General features: G+C 49.8%; 23 protein-coding genes and 2 pseudogenes. 18 read left to right on the plus strand and 7 right to left on the minus strand.

Annotated elements, in window-relative coordinates; all coding sequences use genetic code 11:
- Window positions 1–129: 129 nt before the first annotated feature.
- The 6 genes from KU392_RS11020 (at window position 130) to KU392_RS11045 (ending at window position 6,784) form a co-directional block, all read left to right on the plus strand.
- Window positions 130–1,512, plus strand: a complete 1,383-nt coding sequence (locus tag KU392_RS11020; RefSeq protein WP_217735330.1) for an aspartate aminotransferase family protein — start codon at window positions 130–132, stop codon at window positions 1,510–1,512.
- Window positions 1,513–1,616: 104 nt separating this feature from the next.
- Entirely contained in the window at window positions 1,617–3,218 is a 1,602-nt protein-coding gene (locus KU392_RS11025; RefSeq protein WP_217735331.1) for an ABC transporter substrate-binding protein, read from the plus strand.
- A 31-nt stretch (window positions 3,219–3,249) separates the two neighbouring features.
- The gene (locus tag KU392_RS11030; RefSeq protein WP_246587442.1) at window positions 3,250–4,299 is read left to right on the plus strand and encodes an ABC transporter permease; all 1,050 of its coding nucleotides are present in this window, start codon (window positions 3,250–3,252) and stop codon (window positions 4,297–4,299) included.
- Window positions 4,296–5,183, plus strand: coding sequence for a nickel transporter permease (gene nikC, locus KU392_RS11035; protein WP_217735332.1), 888 nt, complete (start codon window positions 4,296–4,298; stop codon window positions 5,181–5,183). Before KU392_RS11030 ends, nikC begins: the two co-directional genes overlap by 4 nt.
- 96 nt (window positions 5,184–5,279) lie before the next feature.
- Window positions 5,280–6,026: an ABC transporter ATP-binding protein gene (locus KU392_RS11040; RefSeq protein WP_425514658.1), complete on the plus strand. Its 747-nt coding sequence runs from the start codon at window positions 5,280–5,282 to the stop codon at window positions 6,024–6,026.
- Window positions 6,027–6,034: 8 nt separating this feature from the next.
- On the plus strand, window positions 6,035–6,784 hold the full coding sequence (locus KU392_RS11045; protein WP_217735355.1) for an ABC transporter ATP-binding protein: 750 nt from the start codon (window positions 6,035–6,037) through the stop codon (window positions 6,782–6,784).
- A 135-nt stretch (window positions 6,785–6,919) separates the two neighbouring features.
- On the opposite strand, the gene KU392_RS11050 is transcribed toward KU392_RS11045, so the two are convergent.
- The gene (locus KU392_RS11050; RefSeq protein ID WP_217735334.1) at window positions 6,920–7,696 is read right to left on the minus strand and encodes an alpha/beta fold hydrolase; all 777 of its coding nucleotides are present in this window, start codon (window positions 7,694–7,696) and stop codon (window positions 6,920–6,922) included.
- Here KU392_RS11050 and KU392_RS11055 point away from each other — a divergent pair.
- Window positions 7,667–8,719 (plus strand): cyclase family protein, encoded by a 1,053-nt coding sequence (locus KU392_RS11055; RefSeq protein ID WP_217735356.1) that lies wholly within the window; start codon window positions 7,667–7,669, stop codon window positions 8,717–8,719. The genes KU392_RS11050 and KU392_RS11055 overlap by 30 nt on opposite strands.
- A gap of 116 nt (window positions 8,720–8,835) precedes the next feature.
- Here the strand turns inward: KU392_RS11055 and KU392_RS11060 are convergent, their stop codons facing one another.
- Both KU392_RS11060 and KU392_RS11065 read right to left on the minus strand, forming a co-directional pair.
- Window positions 8,836–9,600: an IclR family transcriptional regulator domain-containing protein gene (locus KU392_RS11060; RefSeq protein ID WP_189384792.1), complete on the minus strand. Its 765-nt coding sequence runs from the start codon at window positions 9,598–9,600 to the stop codon at window positions 8,836–8,838.
- A 316-nt stretch (window positions 9,601–9,916) separates the two neighbouring features.
- The gene (locus tag KU392_RS11065) at window positions 9,917–10,420 is read right to left on the minus strand and encodes a macro domain-containing protein (protein ID WP_217735335.1); all 504 of its coding nucleotides are present in this window, start codon (window positions 10,418–10,420) and stop codon (window positions 9,917–9,919) included.
- Window positions 10,421–10,823: 403 nt separating this feature from the next.
- On the opposite strand from KU392_RS11065, the pseudogene KU392_RS11070 reads away from it, so the two are divergent.
- A pseudogene (locus KU392_RS11070) lies at window positions 10,824–10,925 on the plus strand (helix-turn-helix domain-containing protein); the annotation flags it as partial.
- Between the two features lie 95 nt (window positions 10,926–11,020).
- Here the strand turns inward: KU392_RS11070 and KU392_RS11075 are convergent.
- The 3 genes and pseudogenes from KU392_RS11075 to xerD form a co-directional block, all read right to left on the minus strand.
- The gene (locus KU392_RS11075) at window positions 11,021–11,248 is read right to left on the minus strand and encodes a hypothetical protein (protein ID WP_200233802.1); all 228 of its coding nucleotides are present in this window, start codon (window positions 11,246–11,248) and stop codon (window positions 11,021–11,023) included.
- 256 nt (window positions 11,249–11,504) lie between these two features.
- Window positions 11,505–11,992 (minus strand): annotated as a pseudogene (gene ybaK / locus KU392_RS11080) (Cys-tRNA(Pro) deacylase).
- 6 nt (window positions 11,993–11,998) lie between these two features.
- Entirely contained in the window at window positions 11,999–12,892 is an 894-nt protein-coding gene (gene xerD / locus KU392_RS11085; protein ID WP_217735336.1) for a site-specific tyrosine recombinase XerD, read from the minus strand.
- A 139-nt stretch (window positions 12,893–13,031) separates the two neighbouring features.
- On the opposite strand from xerD, the gene KU392_RS11090 reads away from it, so the two are divergent.
- From KU392_RS11090 to miaA, 5 genes are all read left to right on the plus strand, one after another.
- Window positions 13,032–13,937, plus strand: a complete 906-nt coding sequence (locus tag KU392_RS11090; RefSeq protein ID WP_217735337.1) for an AEC family transporter — start codon at window positions 13,032–13,034, stop codon at window positions 13,935–13,937.
- 265 nt (window positions 13,938–14,202) lie between these two features.
- On the plus strand, window positions 14,203–14,745 hold the full coding sequence (tsaE, locus tag KU392_RS11095) for a tRNA (adenosine(37)-N6)-threonylcarbamoyltransferase complex ATPase subunit type 1 TsaE (protein ID WP_169293860.1): 543 nt from the start codon (window positions 14,203–14,205) through the stop codon (window positions 14,743–14,745).
- Window positions 14,697–16,031, plus strand: a complete 1,335-nt coding sequence (locus KU392_RS11100; protein ID WP_217735338.1) for an N-acetylmuramoyl-L-alanine amidase — start codon at window positions 14,697–14,699, stop codon at window positions 16,029–16,031. The genes tsaE and KU392_RS11100 overlap by 49 nt, the downstream gene beginning before the upstream one ends.
- Window positions 16,032–16,158: 127 nt before the next feature.
- On the plus strand, window positions 16,159–18,084 hold the full coding sequence (gene mutL / locus KU392_RS11105) for a DNA mismatch repair endonuclease MutL (RefSeq protein WP_217735339.1): 1,926 nt from the start codon (window positions 16,159–16,161) through the stop codon (window positions 18,082–18,084).
- A 132-nt stretch (window positions 18,085–18,216) separates the two neighbouring features.
- A complete protein-coding gene (gene miaA, locus KU392_RS11110; protein ID WP_217735340.1) occupies window positions 18,217–19,179 on the plus strand; it encodes a tRNA (adenosine(37)-N6)-dimethylallyltransferase MiaA in 963 nt (320 codons plus the stop codon).
- 53 nt (window positions 19,180–19,232) lie between these two features.
- On the opposite strand, the gene purM is transcribed toward miaA, so the two are convergent.
- On the minus strand, window positions 19,233–20,282 hold the full coding sequence (gene purM / locus KU392_RS11115) for a phosphoribosylformylglycinamidine cyclo-ligase (RefSeq protein ID WP_169293856.1): 1,050 nt from the start codon (window positions 20,280–20,282) through the stop codon (window positions 19,233–19,235).
- 97 nt (window positions 20,283–20,379) lie between these two features.
- Here purM and KU392_RS11120 point away from each other — a divergent pair, with 97 nt between their 5' ends.
- From KU392_RS11120 to folK, 5 genes are read left to right on the plus strand one after another with little or no spacing between them, the layout of a single operon-like run.
- Entirely contained in the window at window positions 20,380–21,411 is a 1,032-nt protein-coding gene (locus tag KU392_RS11120; RefSeq protein WP_246587444.1) for an AI-2E family transporter, read from the plus strand.
- A complete protein-coding gene (gene hda, locus KU392_RS11125; protein WP_169293854.1) occupies window positions 21,404–22,081 on the plus strand; it encodes a DnaA regulatory inactivator Hda in 678 nt (225 codons plus the stop codon). The genes KU392_RS11120 and hda overlap by 8 nt, the downstream gene beginning before the upstream one ends.
- On the plus strand, window positions 22,078–22,761 hold the full coding sequence (locus KU392_RS11130; RefSeq protein ID WP_169293853.1) for an HAD family hydrolase: 684 nt from the start codon (window positions 22,078–22,080) through the stop codon (window positions 22,759–22,761). The genes hda and KU392_RS11130 overlap by 4 nt, the downstream gene beginning before the upstream one ends.
- Window positions 22,762–22,786: 25 nt before the next feature.
- On the plus strand, window positions 22,787–24,175 hold the full coding sequence (gene pcnB, locus KU392_RS11135; protein ID WP_169293852.1) for a polynucleotide adenylyltransferase PcnB: 1,389 nt from the start codon (window positions 22,787–22,789) through the stop codon (window positions 24,173–24,175).
- On the plus strand, window positions 24,172–24,642 hold the full coding sequence (folK, locus tag KU392_RS11140; RefSeq protein WP_217735341.1) for a 2-amino-4-hydroxy-6-hydroxymethyldihydropteridine diphosphokinase: 471 nt from the start codon (window positions 24,172–24,174) through the stop codon (window positions 24,640–24,642). The genes pcnB and folK overlap by 4 nt, the downstream gene beginning before the upstream one ends.
- Window positions 24,643–24,644: the final 2 nt, after the last annotated feature.

Here is a 24,644-nt window from a genome sequence, read left to right on the forward strand (position 1 = left end):
GTGGAAACTTTGTTGTTTAAAAAAAATAAATTCATAATGTACTGAAACAGGTAAAACACATTCACGTGTTTTGCCCCATTCAAACAAACATCTACTTATTGATGGATACCATCCACCCGGGAGGATTAAATGAGCAGTGAAACCTTAAGTTCCGCCACTGATGTCAAAAATCTTGTACACCCTTACACCAATTTGGGCGACCACCTTAACAAAGGTCCCATGATTATAGAGCGCGGGGAAGGCGTTTATATTTATGACAATCATGGCAAACGTTATCTTGAAGGCATGTCCGGCCTATGGTGCACCTCACTGGGTTTTTCTGAAGAGCGCCTGGTCAATGCAGCGATTGAGCAATTCAAAAAACTGCCTTATTACCATTTATTCAACTCCCGTTCCAATACACCGGCTATCGAGCTTTCTGAAAAACTGCTGGAAATAGCCCCTAAAAGTCTGGCTAAAGTCCTGTATGCCAATTCGGGCTCGGAAGCCAATGATGCAGCAGTAAAACTGGTCTGGTTTTACCATAACGCCCTTGGCAAACCCGCGAAAAAGAAAATCATTTCCCGCTTGCGGGGCTATCATGGTGTCACAGTTGCCTCTGGCAGCCTGACTGGATTGCCTGCCAATCATCAATTCTTTGACCTCCCCATCGATCGCATTCTTCACACTGACTGCCCCAGTTACTATCATGGTGCCAATCCAGGTGAGTCAGAAGAGGCATTCACACAACGCCTGATCAACAATCTCGAGCAGCTTATTCTCAAAGAAGGCCCTGATACCGTTGGGGCATTTATTGCCGAGCCCGTCATGGGAGCCGGTGGGGTTATTGTGCCACCCAAGGGATACTTCGAGGGGGTACAAAAAATCCTGAAAAAATATAACATCCTGTTCATTGTTGATGAGGTTATTTGCGGCTTTGGCCGGACAGGCAACATGTTCGGCAGTGATACCTTCAATCTGCAGCCGGATATCATGTCAGTGGCAAAAGCCCTGTCTTCTTCCTATCTGCCCATTTCTGCCACGCTGATTAGCCAGCCCATCTATGAAAAGATAGCGGAACAAAGTGATGAGGTCGGTGTTTTTGCACATGGCGTCACGTACTCTGGCCATCCGATTTGTGCCGCCGTCGCATTGGAAACACTGAAAATTTATCAGGATAAAAATATCGTTTCCCATGTGCAGGAGGTAGCGCCTTATTTCCTGAGTAAGCTGCACAGTCTGAGCGCGCATCCGTTAGTAGGTGAAACACGTGGTATTGGCTTAATTGGTGCCATTGAATTAACACAGGACAAGGCCAGCAAAAAACCTTTTGACCCCTCAGTGAAAATTGAAAAACTGGTTCAGGAAAACGCGGCCAAACACGGGGTTCTGGTACGTGGCATCCGTAATGCCATTGCCCTTTGCCCTCCACTCATCATTACAAAAGAACAAATTGACGAACTGTTTAACGGTGTTGAAGCAGGCCTTAATGCAGCGCTGGAAACCGTTGAAGCGTCCAAAGCATCTGCTTAAGAAGCATGATCCCAACATGATCCAAAATAAACCAAAAGAAAAATATAAATTTTAATCATATATGAATTCATTGAATTAAAAATTATATTTTTAAAGGAAAGAAAATGAATAAACTTAAAATCAAGGGAATTTTCAAATCCCTGGTCATCAGCTTTTCACTGGGATTTGCCTTGCCAGCCTTAAGTGCAACACCCAAAGATACCATCATCATGGCGAGAAAAATTGATGACATTAAAGTCTTGGATCCCGCCGAAGTATTTGAATGGGGCAGCGGAGAAATCATCAACAATCTCTATACCCGTCTGGTCACGCTCGATCCCAATGACTTTACCAAATTAGTCGGCGGCGTTGCTGAAAGCTGGAAAGTTTCGGATGATGGCCTGACCTATGAATTTAAAATCCGTCCAGGCCTGAAATTTCATTCCGGCAATCCGGTTACCGCAAAAGATGCCGAATTTTCACTCAGACGTGTTGTCCACCTCAGCAAGACACCGGTCTTTATTTTCAACCAGCTTGGCTGGAAACCGGATACCGTTGACGATATGGTCAAGGCCGTTGATGATTCAACTTTGGTCCTGAAAATTGCCCAACCCTATGCCAACTCGCTGGTTATCAATATCCTTTCAGCCGGCGTCGCCTCTATTGTTGATAGTGTGGAAGTATCCAAACACATCAAAGACAATGACTACGGCTACAACTGGCTCAAAACCAATTCAGCCGGTTCCGGTCCCTATAAACTGGTTGTATGGAAACCCAAGGATGCCGTCGTTTTGGAAGCCAACCCCGACTTTTATCTGGGCGCACCCAAATCGAAACGATTCATTATTCGCCATGTTGCAGAGTCTTCTGCACAAAAACTGTTGCTCACGGCGGGTGATATTGATATTGCCAGGGATTTAAGCGCGGACCAAATCAAGCAGGCCCGCTCTGATGATAAAGTTAAAGTTGCCACTACCGAGAAACTGAGCACCTATTATCTGGGGCTGAATTCGGCCAAAAACGAAATTCTGGCAAAACCAAAAGTATGGGAAGCTTTGCGCTGGCTGATTGACTACCAAACCATGGCCAACACCTTTCTGGATGGTTACTACAAAGTACACCAATCTTTCCTGACCGGTCAGGACGGTTTGCAGGAAACCCCCTACAAACTGGATGTGGAAAAAGGCAAGGCCTTATTGGCTGAAGCCGGTTATCCAGATGGTTTCAGCATCACCATGGATTTGTACAATACCGCTCCACAAACAGATATCGCCCAATCGATTCAATCCACTTTTGCCCAAGCAGGCATCAAACTTAACCTGACACAAAGTGATAAAGCACAGGGTTTGACCAAGTATCGTTCACGCGGACACGACATCATGCTGGCTGCATGGTCTCCCGACTATCTTGATGCGCACTCGACGGCAGAGTTTTTTGTAAGAAACACCGACAACTCGGACAACTCCAAAAACAAGACTGCAGCATGGCGTAATGGCTGGGAAATCCCCGATTTATCCGTCCTGACTGAAAAAGCGATGATGGAGCAGGATGCTGAAAAACGCCGCAACATTTATCTTGAACAGCAAAGAGTTGTCCAGCAAAATTCTCCCATGATCATGATGTTTCAACTGATTGAAAGTTCAGTTTTACAAAAAAATGTGAATGATTTCATTTCAGGACCCGGCTTTGATACGGCCCTCTACTGGAAAATCGAAAAAACCCAATAAACCAACCAATTAAATTGACAGGAATTGCATTTTGTCTAACACACTCAATTTAAAACGCATTGGTACATACTTCAGGATAGCAGGCGACCAGACACTCACTTTACTGATTACGGTGCTTGGCCTGCTACTCATCACCTTCCTTATCGGACGAGTGATCCCGATTGACCCGGTTTTAGCGATCACAGGAGACCGGGTCAGTCCTGAAGTTTATGCAAAAGTCAGGGATGAATTGGGGTTAGATCTGCCACTTTGGCAGCAATTCCTCAATTACCTAGGCAATGTCCTGCACGGCGACTTTGGCACCTCGGTACTGACGTCACAAACGGTCCTGCACGACATTGCCATTTATTTTCCTGCCACCATTGAGCTGGCAGTAGCAGGCACCTTTATTGGTGTCATTTTCGGTATCCCGATGGGTATTGTTTCAGCCGTTTATAAAAACAGCTGGCTGGATCAGGTCATCCGCGTCATATCCCTGGTCGGCTATTCAATCCCCATTTTCTGGCTAGGCCTGGTTGGCCTGCTTATTTTTTATGTCAAACTGGGTTGGGTTGCCGGCGTTGGACGCCTGGACGTTGCCTATGAGTACACCATTGAACGGGAAACCGGCTTTATCATGTTGGATGCCATCATACACGGACAGTGGGATATTCTTGCCAATTTCCTGTCACACCTGATCCTGCCCGCCAGTCTGCTCGGTTATCTCTCCATGGCATATATTGCACGCATGACCCGCTCTTTCATGCTGGAACAGTTAAGCCAGGAATATATTACAACCGCGCGCGTTAAAGGCTTAAGCGAGTTTAGGGTCATTCATCATGCCTTCAAAAATACATTGACGCAATTAGTGACCGTCGTGTCACTGACATTTGCACACCTGCTTGAGGGAGCTGTCCTGACAGAGACCGTTTTTGCCTGGCCCGGTATTGGTCTTTATATTACCAACTCTTTATTTTCTGCTGACATGAACGCGGTACTGGGAGGAACGACGGTTATCGGCATTTGTTTTGTTGTCATCAATATATCGTCTGATGCACTTGGACGATTTTTTGATCCACGCTTTAACAGGGGCTCAACATGAATTCATGGCTCTTATCCGAAACACCCGCTTCCCGCTTTCAGGCCACATGTGGGCAACTCTATGTGATTTTCCTGTCATTCATCCGCAATCCACTTGCTGTCATTGGGCTGCTGATTGTTTTGACCCTGGTTATATGTGCATTCGCCGCCCCCTACATTGCCACTCATGATCCTTATACGCAGTCGCTTAACGATCGTCTGCTGGCGCCCAGTAGCGAACACTGGCTGGGTACGGACCATCTGGGACGGGATATCTGGAGCAGAATTGTATATGGTTCTCGTTCAACCCTAACAGTTATTGTTACCGTGGCCATTATTGTTGGCCCTATCGGTTTACTCGTCGGAATTCTGGCCGGTTTTTCAGGTGGCCTGATTGACCGTATCCTGATGCGCATAACGGATATTTTTCTGGCCTTTCCCCGTCTTATCCTTGCTCTTGCCTTTACCGCCGTGCTGGAACCCGGTCTGTACAGTGCCATTATTGCCATTGCCATTACCTCTTGGCCAGCTTATGCCAGGCTTGCACGTGCCGAAACCATGATTCACAAGAACGCCGACTTCATCCAGGCCATCAAGCTGCAGGGGGCCTCTACCCTGCGCATTCTGTACGGTCATATCGCGCCGCTTTGCTTACCTTCCATCATTGTCCGTCTTACACTGGATATGGCCGGCATTATTCTTATTGCCGCCGGTCTGGGTTTTCTTGGACTGGGCGCCCAACCTCCATTGGCCGAATGGGGCAGCATGATTGCCAGCGGCAGGGATTATCTGCTTGATCACTGGTGGATAGCCACGATACCGGGTATCGCAATATGTATTGTCAGTCTGGGCTTCAACATTCTGGGCGACGGTTTAAGGGATGTCCTTGATCCCAAGACGAGGTAGAACATGCAAAAAAAAATTTTAACCATCAAAAACCTTAATGTGACTTTTTCTACCCCAAAAGGTCCCTTCCACGCTGTCAAGGACATCAATTTCAGCATGGGAGTGGAAAAAGTCGGTGTTGTGGGAGAATCAGGGTCAGGCAAATCCATTACCAGCAAATCAGTCCTTGGTTTATTAAGAAAACCCACGCGTGTTGAAGCGGATGAAATATCATTTCATGACATCGATTTGCGCAATCTGGACAACAAACAATGGCGCAAAATCCGAGGCCGAAAAATATCCATGATCATGCAAGACCCGCATTACTCACTTAACCCGATCATGAGCGTGGGCAAACAGATTATGGAGTCTTACCTGACTCATCATAAAGTCAGTAAAGCCGAAGCCAAGGCCAGAACGCTGGAAATGCTGGAATTGGTCAGAATCAATAACCCCGAACGTGTCTTTGATGCTTATCCACATGAAATCAGTGGTGGCATGGGACAAAGGATCATGATTGCCATGATGCTGATACCTCAGCCGGAGTTATTGATTGCCGATGAACCGACCTCTGCCCTGGATGTATCGGTACAGAACCAGATTCTGTCACTCATCAATGAAATGGTCACCCGGCGAAATATGGGATTGATTTTCATCAGTCACGACCTGAACCTGGTTTCCCGATTTTGCGACCGGGTGCTTATCATGTATCGCGGGCGCATTGTAGACGAATGCCTGGCTTCTGAATTGCATGCATCAAAACACCCTTATACACAAGGTCTTCTTAACTGCGTACCCAGCCTTGATCATAAGAAGCCACGACTTGAAGTGCTTAATCGCGAAAAATTGAGGAGTTTTGAATGAGTCAGGTAATGATTAATGTGTCAAACCTGAATGTGTCTTTTGGTGCCAATCAGGTATTGCATAATATTAATTTCAAGGTTGCTGCCGGTGAATGTTACGGTCTGGTCGGAGAGTCCGGTTCAGGAAAATCCACCATCCTGAAAGCCATTATGGGACTGAACAAGCACACGGGAACAATTGAAATTGAAAACACCCCATTAGTCAATCATAAACGTGACAAAGCCTTTTATCGTAAAGTCCAAATGGTATTCCAGGATCCTTATGGATCCATCCACCCCAAACACTCCATCGACCGGATTTTATCTGAACCGCTATACATTCAAAAATTCACGGATATTGAAGCCAGAGTATGTAAAAGCCTTGAAGAAGTCGGCCTGAACCGGAGCTTTCGCTACCGTTTTCCTCATCAATTGTCAGGAGGGCAACGCCAGCGTGTTGCTATCGCCCGGGCCTTAATTACCGAACCGCAAATTCTGGTCATGGATGAACCAACTTCAGCCCTTGATGTGTCCGTGCAGTCAGAAATATTGAACCTGCTTGACGATTTGCGCAAGGAACGCAATCTTACTTATATTCTGGTCAGTCATAATCTGGCGGTCATTGCCCATATGTGTGACAAGCTGGCAGTCATGAACCGGGGTGTCATCATAGAAGAAATGACGCCCGACGTACTATTTACCAAATCAGCCAAAGCGCCCTATTCAAGGGAATTGATCCAGGCCAGCCATGGTTATGAAGCCGTTGAAAAGGCAGCCTGACCGATAAAACATTATTGATACAAAAAACCCATTGCAAAACACTAAAAACCAGGTTTGGCAAACGGTTCTCGAACACATTCAAACCGTTTGCCAATAGCCCTTTTTTTCTACGACCCCAAAAGCGTGATAGCGCTTTCAAGCGGCATGCCGCACTTCACCCACCCGGTTTTCTTCATGATTTAAAAACGCATCGGAAAGTTGCTGGACACTTTCCTGATCATTCACGATACGCAACAACATATTGGCCACGTATTTCGGACTGATCACCTGCATGAAATGCCCTGAAGGAATAATCAGGGCTTGCGCAGCAGGACAAAGGCCAGACAGCCTTCTGATTTCGGCGGGTGGACGCAACGCGTCGAACTCGCCCCCGATAAACACCACGTTGCCGGATAATTTAGCCAGTGCTTCGGATAAATCCAGACCCGCCAGCATTTTATAAATTGCCCCCAAACTTCTTGAATCGGATGCCAGCCAGGCACAACGATAATCATGATATTTCTGTTTGTCTGTTTGCAGGCTTTCAGGAAAAGCAAGATCAAAAATCGCCTGGCCTTCAGCACGAATGCCTTTCTGGGCAATCTCGCTAGCTTTGAGTACCGCATTGTCACGTTTTTCTGCGGCAATACCACAAGCCGGAGCAAACGCCACCAAGTGGCTGACCCGCTCGGGATAACGCGCGGCAAAGCCGATCGCAATACCCGCGCCTACCGCTACCCCTGCAAGCACCACTGGTTGCGCTATACCCAACTTATCCAGCAGCATGGCCAGATCCTGAATATGCTGATCAATGCTGACCTCACCAACTATCTTTTCAGACAAGCCAAACCCACGCTGATCATATCGTAATACCTGTGCCGATGCCGGAAAATATGAAACTGTCTGCGTCCAGCTTTCCAGTGTCCCACCCATTTATCCAATTGGGGCGATTACGGGCCCGATGACCAACTGGGCAGATTAAATTTACTCACTGAAGAAGTCGTCCTGAAAGCGGCAGCCGAAATAAAAACCGGCAAAACCTTTTGCCTTTCCCTTCCGCTGGATTATCCGGGTGGCAATATACTTAACCCCCGCCGTACTCCGCCACAACTTCAGCCCACCGAGCGCGAAGGCCATCCCTACTTCAACTTCCCCATGGCAATGCTGATTCCAGGTGCCCACGACGTGCTTAGCGACGACAAAGTCACCCTTTGCCTGCAATACTCTTCACAGTGGGACAGTCTTAGCCATGTCGGTGCCCTTTTTGATGCCGACGGTGACGGTCACGCCGAACGGGTTTATTACAACGGCTTCAAGCCCAACCAGGATATCCAGGGACCTGCCGATTACGATGAAAGAAACAACTTTGCCCAAAGTGATACCGGCCTGAAACACTCTTCAGCCAAGGCGCTGGACATTGCCAACTTTGCCGTCAAAGGCATTCAGGGCCGGGGCGTTATGGTCGATTTGGCGGCCCATTATGGCCGTGAACCCAAAATCATTGGCTACGATGATTTAATGCGTGTCATGGAAAAAGACAAGGTAGTCGTAGAGCAAGGCGATATTCTTGTGCTGCACACGGAATTTGCCCAATACCTGCTGGAAGCCGGTAAAAACCCTGATCCGCATACCGTACATAATATCTGCACGACCCTGAATGGCCAGGACGAAAAACTGCTTCAATGGATCAGTGATTCTGGCATTGCCGCGATTGCCGCAGACAATTATGGGGTTGAATACCCGGGGGGCTCTTTAACCGACCGGTGCTGCGCCCTGCTGCCATTGCATCATCACTGCATTTTCAAGCTGGGCATGCCTTTGGCGGAGCTATGGTATCTAAGCGACCTGGCCAAATGGCTGCGGGAAAACAAGCGTTCACGTTTTATGCTAACCGCGCCCCCTTTACGATTGCCCGGCGCAGTCGGCTCACCCGTTACCCCCATTGCCACGGTTTAACCAGCGCAGACAGGTAATGATATTTTTTATTGATTGACTCCCGTCCAGGTGAACTGCTCATTGTCAGACTATTCACCTGGACGGGTCTGCGTGCACTACGCCATACTTTACATACTTTAATTACCAACCCCCAGCACCATGCTGATTTTCCTGGCGGCATCTCTTAACACTGGAAGAAACTGGTTTTCCATTTGCTCAAGTGACGTTCTGGCAGCCAGGGTAGCCACATTAATGGCGGCAATCACTTTCTGCTCCCTGTCCAGAATTGGTACAGAAATGGAGCGCACACCAATTTCCAGCCCGCCATCATTAATGGCATAGCCGTCTTTACGAATCTGGGTAATCAGGCGCTTTAGCTTGCGTTTATCGGTGATGGAGTTTTTGGTGAATTTGGTCAAGTGGCATTTTTCAAGCCAGCGCTCAAACTCATCTTCACTTAACCCCGCCAATAACACCAATCCCATTGAGGTGGTATGAACCGGCAAACGAGTCCCCACTTCAATGCTGTTGGAATAAACACTTTGTTTTTCCACCCGGGCAACATAGACAATCTCATCGCCATCCAGTACGGCCATGGAGGAGGACTCATTGAGCGTATCGGTGACTTTCTGGATAATAGCGTTAGCGGCTTCCCCCAGACCAAAGGTTGACAGGTAGTCACTGCTGAATTTTAGTACCTTTGGTGTGAGCCAGAAAAGCTTGCCATCCGTGGCCACAAAACCCAACGTGCACAATGTAAGCAAAAACCTTCGTGCCGTACCCCGGGTAAGGTCTGTTCTGGCTGCAACCTGGGTCAGGGTCATTTTCTGGTGACCCTTTTCGAAACAGCCCAGTACGTTTAATCCCCGTGCCAGTGAATTAACAAAGTCCGGCTCACTCATTTGAAATACCAATCCTGAAAAATTATATAAAGTGCTGTCCCGATTATTTGCACAGAGACAATTTTTTGAAGCACACTACAGAAAAATAACGCAAGCGTGAATTATAGGAAATTTGCAACCACTTGTATCAAAAATGACACCCTCCTGCACAATATAACCACCACGGGTAGTGTTTTTACAGCATTAAGACCACAATACTAATTGCCCGGCCATTTTGTCCGAATAACAAACATTTGTTCGTATTATAAAAAATATCGCAGCAATGTCAATATAAAAAAGGGGTGGTAACCCACCCCTCTTTCACCAGCACTGAACTTTACAGGCCTTCTTGCGCCGCTTCACCCTGACGATAGGTTTCGTACACAATCACCGGGATCTTCAGGTCAGCCAGGTGTTTTTCCACCAATGGCTTGACCTCAGACCACTCCAAACCACCCACACCAGTGGCCAGACGTGGGATTGCCAGGCTTTCAATTCCTTCGGACTCTACAAAACGCGCCAATTCTTTCAGGGCACGGCTTACGTTTTCCGTATTTGCCTTGCCTGGACGCGCTGCAGGACCTTCTCCCAGCATGTCCTGTGTCAACAGATTGACAATACGACGAACGCTGCCATCTTCATTAACACCTCCCCATGCCCATATTTCTCCGGGTTTGAGCGGGTGCACATGCGTCGACTGGCGGTAGTCGCGAACCAGTGATGGCCAGCGTTCGCGCAGACTGCGAGCCAGACCGGTATCAAAATGCTCCTGTGGCGCGATGCCATGAGCGATTAACTGTGCCTTGCTTAACAGGATGTCACCTTCAACTTCACGGATCATAGATAGTTCCTTTTTTACTTCAGGTTATGGGGCTGGAGCCTTGACCAACCCTTCACTATCAGTGTACGGAGCAAGTTGTTTTTTATCAATGACGAAAATCAATGAGCCTGCTGAATAAAATTGGTGTTTTTCAGCTTGGTGAAGATGATGATTTTGCCAGATTTACTGTACCGGGTTCCTGAATCCGGTTTTATCGGAAAATGTGTATTCTATCGGGAAGTATATATATTCCGCCAGCAGTGCTGTCCGGACCGGGCGAGAGAAAAACACCGGCAGTGACCGGTTTATTAAGCGGGCTTTCGCCGCTTCAGCGGGATTGAGGCGATCTCAATCTACCGTTCAACAAACAGGCATAACGATCATTCTATGTGACCTGTTACCCTGAGACTGCACATTTTTACCAAATGGCCAACAGCAGCGCGCCCTGCGCAGCTTTGCCGGCTCCTGTCGGTATGTGTATAACCAGGCATTGCACTTGCAGCAGGAACCCACCGAGGCGAGTTAGCCCCTGTGGGCTAAACACGGCAGGAATCGCCTTCCCTGGCACCTTGGGGCCGAGCGTTAGCGAGAGGAATGGGAGGATGTCAAAAATAAGTCGCTTTACAGCCAGTAACCGCCAACATGCTGGCTGGACTCTTCAACTTCGGCAATGTTTTCTTTGGTGTCTTCAAACATTTCAACAAAAAAACGAACCGCTGAATAAACAGAAACAGCCACCGCGGCAAAGGGGGCAACGATACTTTCCAATCTAACCTCACGGGCTTCCTGTTTCATCAACTCACGTTTCACTTCATCTGACAATACAATTTGATTACTGTAATTTCGCATCACAAACTCCCTTTTCATATTATGGAATATATGTACATTATAGGGTAAACCCTAGAAAATTACAAGCAAACCCTTATAAACAATTGAATTATCTATATATTTTATGATGATAAAACCACGAATTTATTATTCACCTGAACTTTTAATCGTGCGATCATATTGTTTTTTTTGCAACATCATGTTTTTTAGAAGCCTAAAAAGCGAAATTGCAAGCAACAAGACACACAAGTAACAATTTTGAAAGCCTTGCAATACCTCACTCATTCCCCACGTTCACCGCAACCGCACCAAGGACGCTCACCAGTACCTGCGGATCAATTTCCACCAAATAACCCCGTCTTCCACCATTAATATAAATAAGCGGCAAATCAAGAATACTGGCTTCCACCCACACGGGCATTTGCTTGCGGGTACCAAAGGGTGAGGTGCCCCCCACCTGATACCCCGAATGCCGCGAAGCTACATCAGGCCGGCAGGGTTGCATTTTTTTGGTCCCGATTTGCCGCGCCAGGTTTTTGAGCGAGACTTCACGGTCCCCATGCATCAGCACAATATGCGGTTTAGCCTGCTCATCTTCCATAATCAGGGTTTTGATGACGGCATGCTCTGCCACCTTCAATTGCCGGGCCGACTCAGCCGTGCCACCATGATCCACATACTCATAAACATGCCCAATGTGGGGAATCTTGTTTTTTTCAGGAACTGGGTTGCCGGTGTTTCAGATACGTGTTTTGCTTTAGCCATAATTAATCAAGCTCTTGGGTGATGTTGTGCATGCAGGGCTTTAAGCCGTTCTCGGGCTACATGCGTGTAAATTTGGGTGGTGGAAATATCGGAATGCCCCAGCAACAGCTGCACCACCCGCAAGTCGGCCCCATGATTCAACAGGTGCGTGGCAAATGCATGACGTAATACATGGGGGGACAGCGGGGCATTGATATCCGCCAGCAGGGCATATTTTTTAATTAATTGCCAAAACGCCTGACGGCTCATGGCACTACCCCGTCGGGTTACAAACAGGTCATCGGATGGCCGATTACCCAATAACAGGCTGCGGCTGTTTTTCAGGTAGGCCTCCAACCAATGCACGGCTTCCGCGCCCAGCGGCACCAGACGGTCTTTGCCTCCCTTACCCATTTCCACCCGCACGATGCCCTCATTCAGGCTTAAATGCAGTACTTTAAGCGTAACCAGCTCTGTCACCCTCAACCCGGTCGCATAAAGCGTTTCCAGCATGGCCCTGTCACGCAGGCCACCCGGGGTTTCAATATCGGGGGATTCCAGCAATTCCATCACCTGACTCTCCGTCAGGGTTTTGGGGGTACGCGGGGGCTGTTTGGCAGATTGCAGTTCCAGGCATGGGTCTTTTTGTATCAAGCCCGCATCAAGGGCCCAGGCAAAATACCGTTTAAGCGAGGCCAGACGCCGATTGGCCGTACTTGCCTTGCTGCTGTCATGTTTGCTGCCAAACCAGTCCTGAATATCATTGCTACCGGCATCGATTAATGATTTGGCGGGACCCTGCTTACCCAGAAAATCCGCAAATCCGTTCAGGTCCTGCCGGTAAGCCGCCAGGGTATTGTCCGACAGCCCGTCTTCCAGCCATATTGAATCGATAAATGCATCTATGTCAGCCTGTTTCATGTTTTATTCATACAGCCTTTAGGATTATTGAACATACCTGTTTGCAATGCAAAAGGCGTTACCCGCCTATTTTGTTCTATGATAGGCAGTTGCGCCCACTGGCACAGAACCCTTAACCTTTTTTATTGAAGTGTAGTATATGCAGATCGCCTTTCTTGTTTTACCCGATTGTCTGATCGTCATTTTAGGCTGGATACTGTACAACAAACTACAATTTTCCAAAGAGTTTTTTTCAGGGCTTGAAAAACTGGTTTATTTCATTCTCTTCCCTGCCTTGCTGGTTCGCTCTATTGCCAGTACGCCCATGTCACTGGCTACCACCGGTAATTTCCTGCTGGCGACCACGGCCCTGGCCATGATAGCCAGTTTATGCGTGTGGCTGGCCAAGCCGATTTTAAATCCCCGTCCCATTGCCCTGGCATCGGTGGGGCAATGTGCTTACCGCTTCAATACCTATATCGGATTATCTTTAGCACCCTCACTGGCCGGCCAGGAAGGTTTGGCCAGCATGGCCGTGATTGTGGGATTTGCCATTCCCTTTGTTAATCTACTGGCGGTCAAATCCCTGGCCAGTCACCAGGGCAGCAACCTGTTCATGGAAATCCTTAAAAATCCACTGGTATTGGCCACTTTTGCCGGTCTTTTATTGAGTTTTAGCGGTTCTTCCCTGCCCACTATCCTGGACACCACACTGCTCAAGCTAAGTCACAGCTCCATTCCGCTGGGACTGCTTTGCGTCGGTGCCAGCCTTTCGTTGCAGGGTGGCAGCCATGACGGCAGGCTGGTGGGCTGGATCCTGGCCATCCGTCTGGGCCTGATGCCCGTATTTGCCATGATAATTGCGATGACGCTGGGCTTTAGCTTTATTGATACCCAAATGTTTGTACTGTTTGCCGCCCTTCCCACCGCTTCCGCAGCCTATATTCTGGCAATCCGCATGGGGGGTGACGGCCGCCTGGTGGCCTTTACCATTTCAGCAGGCACCATTCTGAGCGTCCTGACCATTCCATTCTGGGTTTATGTGACCCAGCAACTGTTCACTTAAGGCCAGACACTTCCTGAATGGAAGCTTCGCATAACTGCGATACTGCCATGATTTCCGTTTTTCCCAAGAACCCGCATTTCTCATTGGAAAGACGGAAATCAGCCTGTCAATCCTGAAAAACACCACGACCAGCAAAACCAATCGTGAAAATGCATGAAAAAACAGCCATGAACTGTTGTTTTTAGACAATTTTTTGTTTTTTTCCAGAATTTACTTTAACTGAATTTATAATAAAAGTATTAAAAAAACCACATTTTCAGGTCTTATGTCCAGCGAACTTAACAATTTTATAACTGTTTATTTACCAGACGAAAGCGCTACCGATCGTCTGGCCCAACAGCTCGCGACCTTAATAAGCACTGAAATATCAAATGGTTGCCACCATGATCCCCACTTAAAAAAAGGGGGACACATCCACTTGAAAGGAGATCTGGGAGCAGGAAAAACAAGTTTTGCAAGAGCTTTTTTAAGGGCAATGGGGGTAACCGGGCGCATCAAAAGCCCTACGTATACCCTGCTTGAAAGCTATAAAGTTTCTAGCTTATACTTGTATCACTTTGATTTTTATAGATTTAGTGACACAAACGAATGGCAGGACGCAGGGTTCCGTGAGAATTTGCTTGAAGATGCCATCGTCCTCATCGAGTGGGCCGAAAAAGCGGGTTCAAGCCTGCCTCCCCCCGATATTGAACTGTCACTCAATTACGCTTCCTCAGGTCGCGATGCAAAAATACAAGCGTTTTCGGAAAAGGGTCAATCATGGATAAAACAGCTACAACAAATGAATATACAAACACTCGTCCAATGACGCGTCGTCGTATTCTGGCAACAGCTGCTACTCTGTTGTCACTTCCCGTCATTTCCAAAGTAGCCCAGGCAGCCACCAGCCAGATTCTGGCCGTGCGCACTTGGCCGGCCGATGAATACACGCGAGTTACCCTGGAATTGAACGCTCCTCTCAAGGCCGAGCATTTCACCCTGTCCAACCCCAATCGTCTGGTGGTTGACTTGCAGGGTCTCACCATGAGTACAGCCCTTAACTCGCTCATTTCCAAAATCAAACCCAATGACCCTTATATTTCTACCGTACGGGTCGCCCAAAACCGTGCCGACGTTGTTCGTCTCGTCCTGGATTTAAAACAAGCCATTGCCCCCCAGGTCTTTACCCTCAAACCCATTGGCGATTACCAATACCGTCTGGTTCTGGATTTATACCCCAAGGTAGCCAAAGACCCCTTGCTGGCGCTCAGCTCGAACATGGCCGGTGACGACCCCTTGGCCAGCGTCCTGGATAAACTTGCCCAAAACCGCAACAACGCTCCTGTACCCTCCGTCAACGGTCAGGTACAACCGCGCCAGCCTGCTAATACCGGAAATCGTGGCGGTGCCAACCGTCCGATTCTTATCGCCATTGATCCGGGGCATGGTGGAGAAGATCCTGGCGCCATTGGCGGCATGGGCACCAAAGAAAAAGATATTGTCCTGGCTATTGGCCGTCGCCTGCGCAATCTTATTAATGCACAGCCCAATATGCGTGCCTACATGACCCGCGATGCCGATTTTTTTGTACCATTGCATGTTCGTGTCCAGAAAGCCCGCCGGGTCAAGGCAGACCTTTTCATTTCCATTCACGCCGATGCCTTCACCAACAAATCAGCCCGAGGCACATCAGTTTTTGCGCTTTCCCGCGGTGGCGCATCCAGTGCCGCCGCCCGCTGGCTGGCCAAAAAAGAGAATGCAGCCGACCTGATAGGCGGAATCGACATTGGTGACCATGACAGAAACACCGCCAGCGTGTTACTGGATATGTCAACCACGGCACAAATCAAAGACTCCCTGGATATCGGTCACCGCGTGCTTAACTCTTTGGCCAAGGTTAACGGCATCCAGAGCCGGCGCGTTGAACAGGCCGGTTTTGCGGTCTTAAGGGCGCCAGACATCCCTTCCATCCTGGTTGAAACCGCCTTCATTTCCAATCCGCAAGAAGAACGCTTCCTAAGAAACACTAACAACCAGCAACAAATTGCCAGCGCGATTTTATCTGGGGTCAAGGGTTATTTTGCAACAAACCCCCCACTTGCCCGTATAGGGTAGACACATTGTTGCTTTTAAGGCAAAATGAAAATGCATGCGATAGTAGCGCATGCATTTTGCTGCAGTACCTTTACGGAGCCGTTTACGGCTCCCTTTTTTATTTAGCTGAAATTTTCCTTTAGGCAAAATGCCAAGACGCCATATTTCCCCCCTTCCCGATCAACTCATCAGCCAGATCGCAGCCGGTGAAGTCATCGAGCGCCCGGCTTCAGTCCTTAAAGAACTGCTTGAAAACGCTATCGATGCTCAGGCTCGCGCCATTGAAATCCGCCTTGAAGGCGGAGGAATCAAGCGGATTTGCATTACCGATGACGGTACCGGCATACCCAAAGAAGAATTACCTCTGGCCCTCATGCGCCATGCCACCAGCAAAATCACCTCACTTGAGGAACTGGAATCGGTCAACTCCATGGGTTTCCGTGGCGAGGCACTGGCCTCGATTGCCTCGGTGTCACGGCTTGTCATCACATCACGTACACAGGCAGATGATCACGCCTGGCAAATAGATGCGGCTAACAATGAGGTGACACCGGCGTCTGGCAGTTATGGCACCACCATAGACATGCGTCAGCTGTTTGACCAGATCCCGGCCCGCCGCAAATTCCTGAAATCGGAAACCACCGAACTGGGACACTGCCTGGATGCCATGGAAAGAATTGCCATGGCTTTTCCAGAAGTGGCTTTTCGCCTTTTTCATAACGACAAGGCCTACCGGCAATGGGTAAGCACCGATTCGTTTCAGCGCATCCGTGATGTACTGGGCGCCGAGTTTATCGATGCCGGCATTCCCTTAAATGCCGAAGTTGGCCTGGCCAGTCTGCATGGTCTGATCACCCAACCCAATGCCGCCCGCAGCCGTGCCGATAAACAATACCTGTATGTGAATGGCCGTTATGTTCGCGACCGCACCGTGTCCCATGCCATTCGAACGGCTTATGCCGATGTCTTGCACGGTGACCGCCAGCCTGCCTATGTCCTGTTCCTGAATATAGATCCCAATACGGTCGATGTCAACGTTCATCCCGCCAAACATGAAGTACGGTTTAGAGATGGTGGTGCGGTTTACCGTTTTGTTTCACAAACCGTTGCCGCTGCACTGGCCAGTGCAGGCGGTCAACAAGACGCCATGAACCGGCTGCCCACTCAAATGCCCGCCGGGCTTGCGCCTGCCGCCTTACCAGACACAGCGGTGACTGCCAGTGACAGTGGTGGCGCTTCCCCTGCCAACCAGCCAGCCTCCCGCTTCAACCCCTATCAGCGGCAAACACCTTTGAGCCTGGACCATCAACAGGCCTGGACCCAGGCTTACCGTCCACTAGCATCTTCCGACCAGCTGCCGGCCAGCCACTTCAATGAAAACGCACCGGGAAACAATACAACCGGCACGGTGGGAGCCGTTTTCAATCCCCCTGCTTACCCGGCCAGCACAGCCGGTAAAACACCTCCCGCTTCCCTGCCCGAAGAAGATACATTTCCACTGGGCATGGCACTGGGCCAGTTGCATGGTATCTATATCCTGGCTCAAAACTCCAGGGGACTGGTGCTGGTAGACATGCATGCCGCCCACGAAAGGGTGGTTTATGAAAAGCTGAAAACCGCCCTGGACACGCACAGCATGCCCAGACAAGACCTGCTGGTGCCGGTTGTTTTTCATTGCTCTGAAAAAGAAGTGGCCTTGCTGGAGGAACACCACGAAGCCTTGCATGCGCTGGGACTTAACCTGACGGCTGCCGGCCCACGTGCCATTACCGTGCGCTCGGTACCCGCTTTGCTGGCCCATGGCGATATTGAATCCCTGGTACTGCATGTTTTGAAAGACTTGAGCCAGGCCGGTGTATCCAGACACCTGACCGAACAGCGCAATGAGTTGCTCTCCACCATGGCCTGCCACGGCTCCGTCAGGGCCAATCGCCGTTTAAGCCTGGAAGAAATGAATGCCCTGCTGCGCCAAATGGAACAGACCGAAAGGGCCAACCAGTGCAACCATGGCCGCCCCACCTGGTTCCAATGGACCATGAACGACCTGGATAAACTGTTCATGCGCGGGCAATAAAGCAGCAAAAAGCATCGGGGTTCCCAATAATCAGGCTTCGGCTAATGCTAAACTACCCCTTGAACGGGCAGAAAACTCACTGCCTGTTATTTTTTGTGTTTTTTTCATAACAGCCCATTACCATCCAAGACCATGCCAACTCAGGACACCAGGCACCCAGCCATTATTTGTATTGCAGGCCCCACCGCATCCGGTAAAAGCGCCAGTGTACTGGCCATTGCCCAACGCTGGCCCATTGAAATCATTAATGTGGACTCGGCCACTATTTATAAAGGCATGGATATTGGCACCGCCAAGCCATCCCGGGAAGAACAGGCACAAACCCCCCAGCACCTGCTGGACATCCGTGATCCGGCACAAACCTACAGTGCCGCCGAATTCACCCGGGATGCCGCAGAACTTATTTCCGCCATTCAGGCGCGGGGCCGGATTCCAATCCTGGCCGGTGGCACCATGATGTATTACAAGGCACTGCGCGAAGGGCTTAATGAATTGCCGGCTGCCCATGAGGATATTCGCCAGGAGCTGGAGGATTTTTCCCGTCAGCACGGCTGGCCCGCCCTGCATGCTGAATTGGCCAAGGTCGATCCCGTTACCGCTGCCCGCCTGGCTCCCAATGACAGCCAGCGGGTACAACGTGCAATGGAAATTTATCGCATTTCCGGCAAGCCCATGTCTGTACTGCTTGAGCAGCCGGCAGAAAAAGCCGGTGATTTTCTGTACAAAACCATCAGCCTTGAGCCAGCCAACCGCCTGGATCTGCACGAGCGCATCGCCGCCCGGTTTGATCAGATGCTTGAAAAGGGGTTTGTTGAGGAAGTCCAACAGCTTAAACAACGCCCCGAGCTGCACGCTGACCTGCCATCCATTCGCTGCGTGGGATACCGGCAAATATGGTCACACTTGAATGGCGACTATGATTTGCCAGAGGCCCGTGAAAAAGCCATTGCCGCCACGCGCCAGCTGGCAAAACGCCAAATTACCTGGTTGCGCGCCCAACCCGACCGAATCCGGATTGATTGCATGGCCCATAACGTGGCAGTGCAGGTCATAGACGCCATTGCCCATGACCTGGAGACCTCCCTCCAACAATAAAACAAGGGCTTGCCACGGCAAGCCCTTATTGCTTTTTTGCGTTGTTTTATAACTTAAACAACGACGGTCTGTTCCATGCCATCTTCCTGCGGAACGATTTCACCCAGCTGATAAACGGTTTCACCCTGCTCCTGCAAGGTGGCAGTAATGTCCGCGGCCTGGCTGGCGGAAACCACCAGCACCATGCCAATACCACAGTTGAATACACGATGCATTTCGGTGTCTTCAACATTACCCTCTTGTTGCAGCCACTTGAACAGTTCAGGCAATTCCCAGGCGTCTTTGCTTAAACGGGCGGACAGACCAGGTTGCAAAATACGGGGTACGTTGTCTAACAGGCCACCACCGGTAATGTGGGCCAGGCCCTTGATATCGGTACCATGCTTGGCCAGTGCAGCCAGCACCTGTTTAACATAAATACGGGTCGGCGCCATGACAACATCAACCAGGGGTTGACCGTGGAAGTCGTCATTGGGCTGGGCGCCGGCACGTTCAATAATTTTACGGATCAGGGAAAAACCGTTTGAGTGTGCACCGCTGGATGCCAGGCCCAGAATACGGTCACCGACCTGAATGGACTTGCCATTGATGATCCTGGATTTTTCAACCGCACCCACGGCAAAACCGGCCAGGTCATATTCACCGTCCGGATACATGCCGGGCATTTCCGCGGTTTCACCACCAATCAGGGCGCAGCCGGAAAGCTCACAACCCTTGGCAATACCTCCTACCACGCTGGCAGCGGTATCCACGGACAGTTTTCCGCAGGCAAAGTAGTCAAGGAAAAACAATGGCTCGGCCCCTTGCACCAGGATATCGTTTACACTCATGGCTACCAGGTCGATACCTACCGTATCGTGGCGATTCCACTCAAACGCGAGACGCAATTTGGTACCCACACCATCGGTGCCGGAAACAAGAACGGGTTCCTGGTATTTTTTGGGTACTTCAAACAAAGCCCCAAAACCGCCGATCCCGGCCATCACACCTTCGCGCATGGTTTTGGCAGCCAATGGCTTGATGCGATCAACCAATGCGTCGCCAGCATCAATATCCACACCTGCATCACGATAGGTCAAAGAGGATTTTGTTGAATTTGTCATGAGAAACGAGCCTAAATATGTAAAAATGTCATAAATCAAATGGAGTAAACGCAATTTTACGATGAATGAGAAAAATTTACGTAGAAATCAGACACTTTTGTGGTCAGGAGTTGGAATATGCCTGCTAATTCTACTTTATATCCTGTCTCCGGTGCTGACTCCGTTCATGCTGGCACTGGCGCTGGCCTATATTCTGGCCCCCGGTGTAGAGTTGCTGGTCCGTTTACATCTGCCACGCTGGCTGGCCGTGTTCTTCATGGTGTTTTTACTGTTTGCCGTCCTTCTGGGCATCATGTTGATCATTATTCCGCTGTTACGTCGGGAAATCAATCTGGTTATCGGGCAATTGCCAATATGGGTTCATCAATACAATACCCAACTGGCTCCCAACATTGATGAATGGCTTGGCGTAGACAGCAAACTGGATATCTCCCGCATCCGCCTGCTCCTGCAAGATGCCGTCACCGGCACCGACAGCCTTTTCACGACGGCACTCAATTATCTGAAAGCCAGTGGCTCCACCCTGGTTTTCTATATTGCCAGTGGCATGCTCACCCCGGTTGTGCTGGTTTACCTGTTATTTGACTGGAACACTTTCCTCCACCGTTTCAGTGAAATCATTCCACGCCGCTTTCTGAATACCGCCCTTGATATCGGCAATGAAATAGACAAACTGCTGTCCAGTTTCCTGCGCGGACAAATTCTGGTCATGCTGATTCTGGCGGTTTATTACAGCGTTGGCCTGTCCATTGCCGATTTTGACAGTGCGATTCCCATTGGCGTCATTACCGGATTACTGGTTTTTATCCCTTATTTGGGCTTCGGACTGGGATTATTGCTCGCAATCCTCTCGGCTCTATTACAATTCGAGGGTTACTACGGTCTTATTGCCGTTGCTATTGTGTTCGGCATAGGTCAGGTTTTCGAAAGCTTATATTTAACCCCCAAGATTATGGGTGACCGAATTGGCTTGCATCCACTGGTCATCATTTTTGCCCTGTTTGTATTTGGCGAAATTTTTGGCTTTTTTGGTGTTCTGCTTGCCCTGCCGATCAGTGCAGCCCTGTCGGTATTGGTCCGTCGCGTTTATGGTCAATACCTGAATAGTACTTTTTATAAAAATGAATGAACAATTAACGCTTGAAGTCTCTCCGGTTCCCGAGCCCACCCTTGACAATTTCATCGTGGGGCAAAACGCTGAAGCCATTACCACGCTGCGTCACCTCCAGCCGGGGCAATCACTCTATCTTTGGGGAAGCAACGGCTGTGGCAAAACCCATTTACTCAAAGCGATGGCTGCCTGCCACCAGGGCACTTATTTCAATCATGAAAGCCACCCCTTTCTGGCATCCATTACTTTCCAGAATACCCCACCCCTGGTGGCCATTGATGACATTGAATCCTTAAACGAAGACCAACAGGCCGAACTGTTCAGTCTGTATAATGAATGGAAACTGCGCAAGAACACGCCCGATGCCTTCATACTGCTGGTTTCCGGCAATGTATCTCCGCTGGCCATGCCTATCCGTGAAGATCTGCGAACCCGACTTGGTTGGGAACTGGTCTATCGGCTCGAACAACTCAGTGACGAGCAACGCCTTACCGCTTTGCAACATCGTGCCCGCGAAAAAGGCTTGCAATTAAGCCACGAAGTCACGCATTGGATTTTCACCCATTATTCGCGTGATATTGCCGCCCTTTTCAACCTGCTCGATGCCCTGGACACCTATTCACTGTCTACAAGACGCCCTATTACCGTCCCTTTACTTAAAGCTTTTTTCATTAAAACAAAATCATGACATCTACCAATCTGGCCCTTTTCGATCTTGACCATACGCTGCTCCCCATTGACACTGATCGCGAATGGGTTGATTTTTTAGCTCGCAACAATCTGGCCGGTGATCCTGTCGCCATCCAGCAAAAAAACCATGAACTGATGGAAAAATACACGGCAGGTATTCTGAAAATAGAGGAATCTGCCGAGTTCATGCTGAGCTTTCTTAAAATGCACAGCCCTTATGACCTGGCCCGGTTCCATGAGCAATTCATGTGTGAGGTGGTGCGTCCCACCATTCAGGCCAGTGCCATCGACCTGGTTCGCCAGCACCAGGAAAACGGTGATCTGTGCTGCATTGTGACGGCCACCAACTCTTTCGTCACATCCCCGGTAGCCCGTGCGTTTGGTATCGAACATTTAATCGGCACCCTGCCCGAATATGTCAACGGCCGCTTTACCGGCCGGGTGCAAGGCGTCCCCAGTTACAAGGAAGGCAAGGTAACCCGCGTTAACATGTGGCTTGAGTCCATGGGCAAAAAACTGGACGATTTTACCGAGTCCTATTTTTATAGCGACTCGCAAAATGACCTGCCCCTGCTTGAAGTTGTCAGTAACCCGGTTGCCACCAACCCCAATGAGTTCCTGCGTAAAACAGCACATGAAAACGGCTGGCCAGTTCTTGATCTGTTTGCTTTAAAATAACAATATCTTCATTTATTTCGTCCCTATGATCAAAAGCACCATTAAAAGCTTCGTCAGCCGCCTGTTCAATTCCCCGGCCAGCGACACAAAAAAAACCAAAGCCCGGATTTACCACCAGGAGCAACACGGCATTGATCGCCGGCTTGTCTCGCGCAACGCCATCAAGGTCTGCGAGGTATTAAACCAGAAAGGGTTCCAGGCCTTTATCGTAGGAGGTGCCGTGCGCGATCTTATCCTGGGCCTGGAGCCCAAGGATTTTGATGTGGCCACCAATGCCACCCCCGAAGAGGTCCGTGCCTCTTTCCGGCGAGCCCGCATTATTGGCCGGCGCTTTCAATTGGTGCACGTGGTTTTTGGCCCCGAAATCATTGAAACCTCAACTTTCAGGGCCAATAGCAATGGCCAGAACAAAACCGATGAACACGGCCGCATCCTCAACGACAACGTCTTCGGCACCCAGGAAGAAGATGCCGCCCGACGCGATTTCACCCTTAACGCCCTGTATTACGACCCGCTTACCGAGCAGGTGATCGACTACCATAATGGCCTGTCAGATCTTCGCAAGCACATCGTACGCATTATTGGCGACCCTGAAACCCGTTACCGCGAAGATCCGGTCCGCATGTTGCGGGCGGTACGCTTTGCCGCCAAACTGAATGGCACTATCGAGCCCCACACCAAGGAACCCATCAAACGACTGGCCGATCTCATTTCCAATGTGCCCGACTCGCGCCTGTTTGATGAAACCCTTAAACTCATGACCTGCGGCAATGCCCTGGCCTGTCTGAAACAGCTTCGCGAAGAAGGCCTGCACGAAGGAACCCTGCCCCTGCTGGATGTGGTCCTGAAGCAGCCAGGTGGCCAGAAATTTGTCGAACTGACTCTTGACCGCACCGATCACCGGGTCCGTCAGGGCAAGTCGGTCAGCCCCAGTTTCCTTTATGCCGCGCTGTTATGGCGCCTGGTGGATGTGTACTGGAAACGTAATATTGCGCAAAAAGAACCGCCCATGCAGGCACTGATTCATGCGGCAGACCAGGTGCTTGAAGACCAGGTTCACAAACTGGCCATCCAGCGGCGTCACACCACCGATATGCGTGAAATCTGGTTCATGCAGCCCCGCTTTGAACATCCCGTTCCACGCCAGATCTGGAAAATGACCGAGCAGCCCCGTTTTCGGGCCGCCTGTGATTTTCTGCAATTGCGTGCAGCCAGCGGTGAATTCGATAGCGTTCAGGCTCAATGGTGGATGGATCTGGCAGATACCGATGCGGCTGGCAAAACCCGGATGATTGAAGAACTGACGCAAAAACTGAAAGGCACCCCCGGTTCGGCGGGTACCGCACGCAAACGTCGCAAGCGTCGTTCGCCTGCCCGCAAGAAAGCCGCTTTGCCACAGCAGGACATTTCATGAACATCGCGTATATCGGCCTTGGCTCCAATCTGGGTGAAAGTCGCAGTATCCTGCAACAGGCACTGGTCAATCTGGCCGACCATCCGTCCATTCACCAGCTGGAGTGTTCCCGCTTTTACCGCAGCAGCCCGGTCGATTCATCAGGGCCCGACTATGTCAACGCGGTCGCCCGGCTTGAAACCTCATTAAGCTCATTGGCGCTGCTGCATCTGCTGCAAGAAATTGAAAACCGCTATGGCCGGGAACGGCCCTATATAAACGCGCCCCGCACACTGGATCTGGACATCCTGCTATTCAACGATGAAATCAATCATTCGGCTGAACTGACCCTGCCGCATCCGCGCATGCACCAACGGGCCTTTGTGTTATTGCCCCTGCAAGACTTGGCACCAGACATTGTTCTGGCTCAAGGTACCCTTGACACCCTGCTGGAGCAGTGTAAAGACCAGGGCATTGAACTGCTTTAAAC

Source organism: Advenella alkanexedens (genome assembly GCF_019132845.1).
GTDB lineage: Bacteria > Pseudomonadota > Gammaproteobacteria > Burkholderiales > Burkholderiaceae_B > Advenella > Advenella alkanexedens.

Coding starts and splice junctions, on each gene's coding strand:
- KU392_RS11020 (WP_217735330.1), top strand. CDS start 130: ATGAGCAGTGAAACCTTAAGTTCCGCCACTGATGTCAAAAATCTTGTA.
- KU392_RS11025 (WP_217735331.1), top strand. CDS start 1,617: ATGAATAAACTTAAAATCAAGGGAATTTTCAAATCCCTGGTCATCAGC.
- nikC (WP_217735332.1), top strand. CDS start 4,296: ATGAATTCATGGCTCTTATCCGAAACACCCGCTTCCCGCTTTCAGGCC.
- KU392_RS11040 (WP_425514658.1), top strand. CDS start 5,280: ATGGGAGTGGAAAAAGTCGGTGTTGTGGGAGAATCAGGGTCAGGCAAA.
- KU392_RS11045 (WP_217735355.1), top strand. CDS start 6,035: ATGATTAATGTGTCAAACCTGAATGTGTCTTTTGGTGCCAATCAGGTA.
- KU392_RS11050 (WP_217735334.1), bottom strand. CDS start 7,696: ATGGGTGGGACACTGGAAAGCTGGACGCAGACAGTTTCATATTTTCCG.
- KU392_RS11060 (WP_189384792.1), bottom strand. CDS start 9,600: ATGAGTGAGCCGGACTTTGTTAATTCACTGGCACGGGGATTAAACGTA.
- KU392_RS11065 (WP_217735335.1), bottom strand. CDS start 10,420: ATGATCCGTGAAGTTGAAGGTGACATCCTGTTAAGCAAGGCACAGTTA.
- KU392_RS11075 (WP_200233802.1), bottom strand. CDS start 11,248: ATGCGAAATTACAGTAATCAAATTGTATTGTCAGATGAAGTGAAACGT.
- xerD (WP_217735336.1), bottom strand. CDS start 12,892: ATGAAACAGGCTGACATAGATGCATTTATCGATTCAATATGGCTGGAA.
- KU392_RS11090 (WP_217735337.1), top strand. CDS start 13,032: ATGCAGATCGCCTTTCTTGTTTTACCCGATTGTCTGATCGTCATTTTA.
- tsaE (WP_169293860.1), top strand. CDS start 14,203: ATGTCCAGCGAACTTAACAATTTTATAACTGTTTATTTACCAGACGAA.
- KU392_RS11100 (WP_217735338.1), top strand. CDS start 14,697: ATGGATAAAACAGCTACAACAAATGAATATACAAACACTCGTCCAATG.
- mutL (WP_217735339.1), top strand. CDS start 16,159: ATGCCAAGACGCCATATTTCCCCCCTTCCCGATCAACTCATCAGCCAG.
- miaA (WP_217735340.1), top strand. CDS start 18,217: ATGCCAACTCAGGACACCAGGCACCCAGCCATTATTTGTATTGCAGGC.
- purM (WP_169293856.1), bottom strand. CDS start 20,282: ATGACAAATTCAACAAAATCCTCTTTGACCTATCGTGATGCAGGTGTG.
- hda (WP_169293854.1), top strand. CDS start 21,404: ATGAATGAACAATTAACGCTTGAAGTCTCTCCGGTTCCCGAGCCCACC.
- KU392_RS11130 (WP_169293853.1), top strand. CDS start 22,078: ATGACATCTACCAATCTGGCCCTTTTCGATCTTGACCATACGCTGCTC.
- pcnB (WP_169293852.1), top strand. CDS start 22,787: ATGATCAAAAGCACCATTAAAAGCTTCGTCAGCCGCCTGTTCAATTCC.
- folK (WP_217735341.1), top strand. CDS start 24,172: ATGAACATCGCGTATATCGGCCTTGGCTCCAATCTGGGTGAAAGTCGC.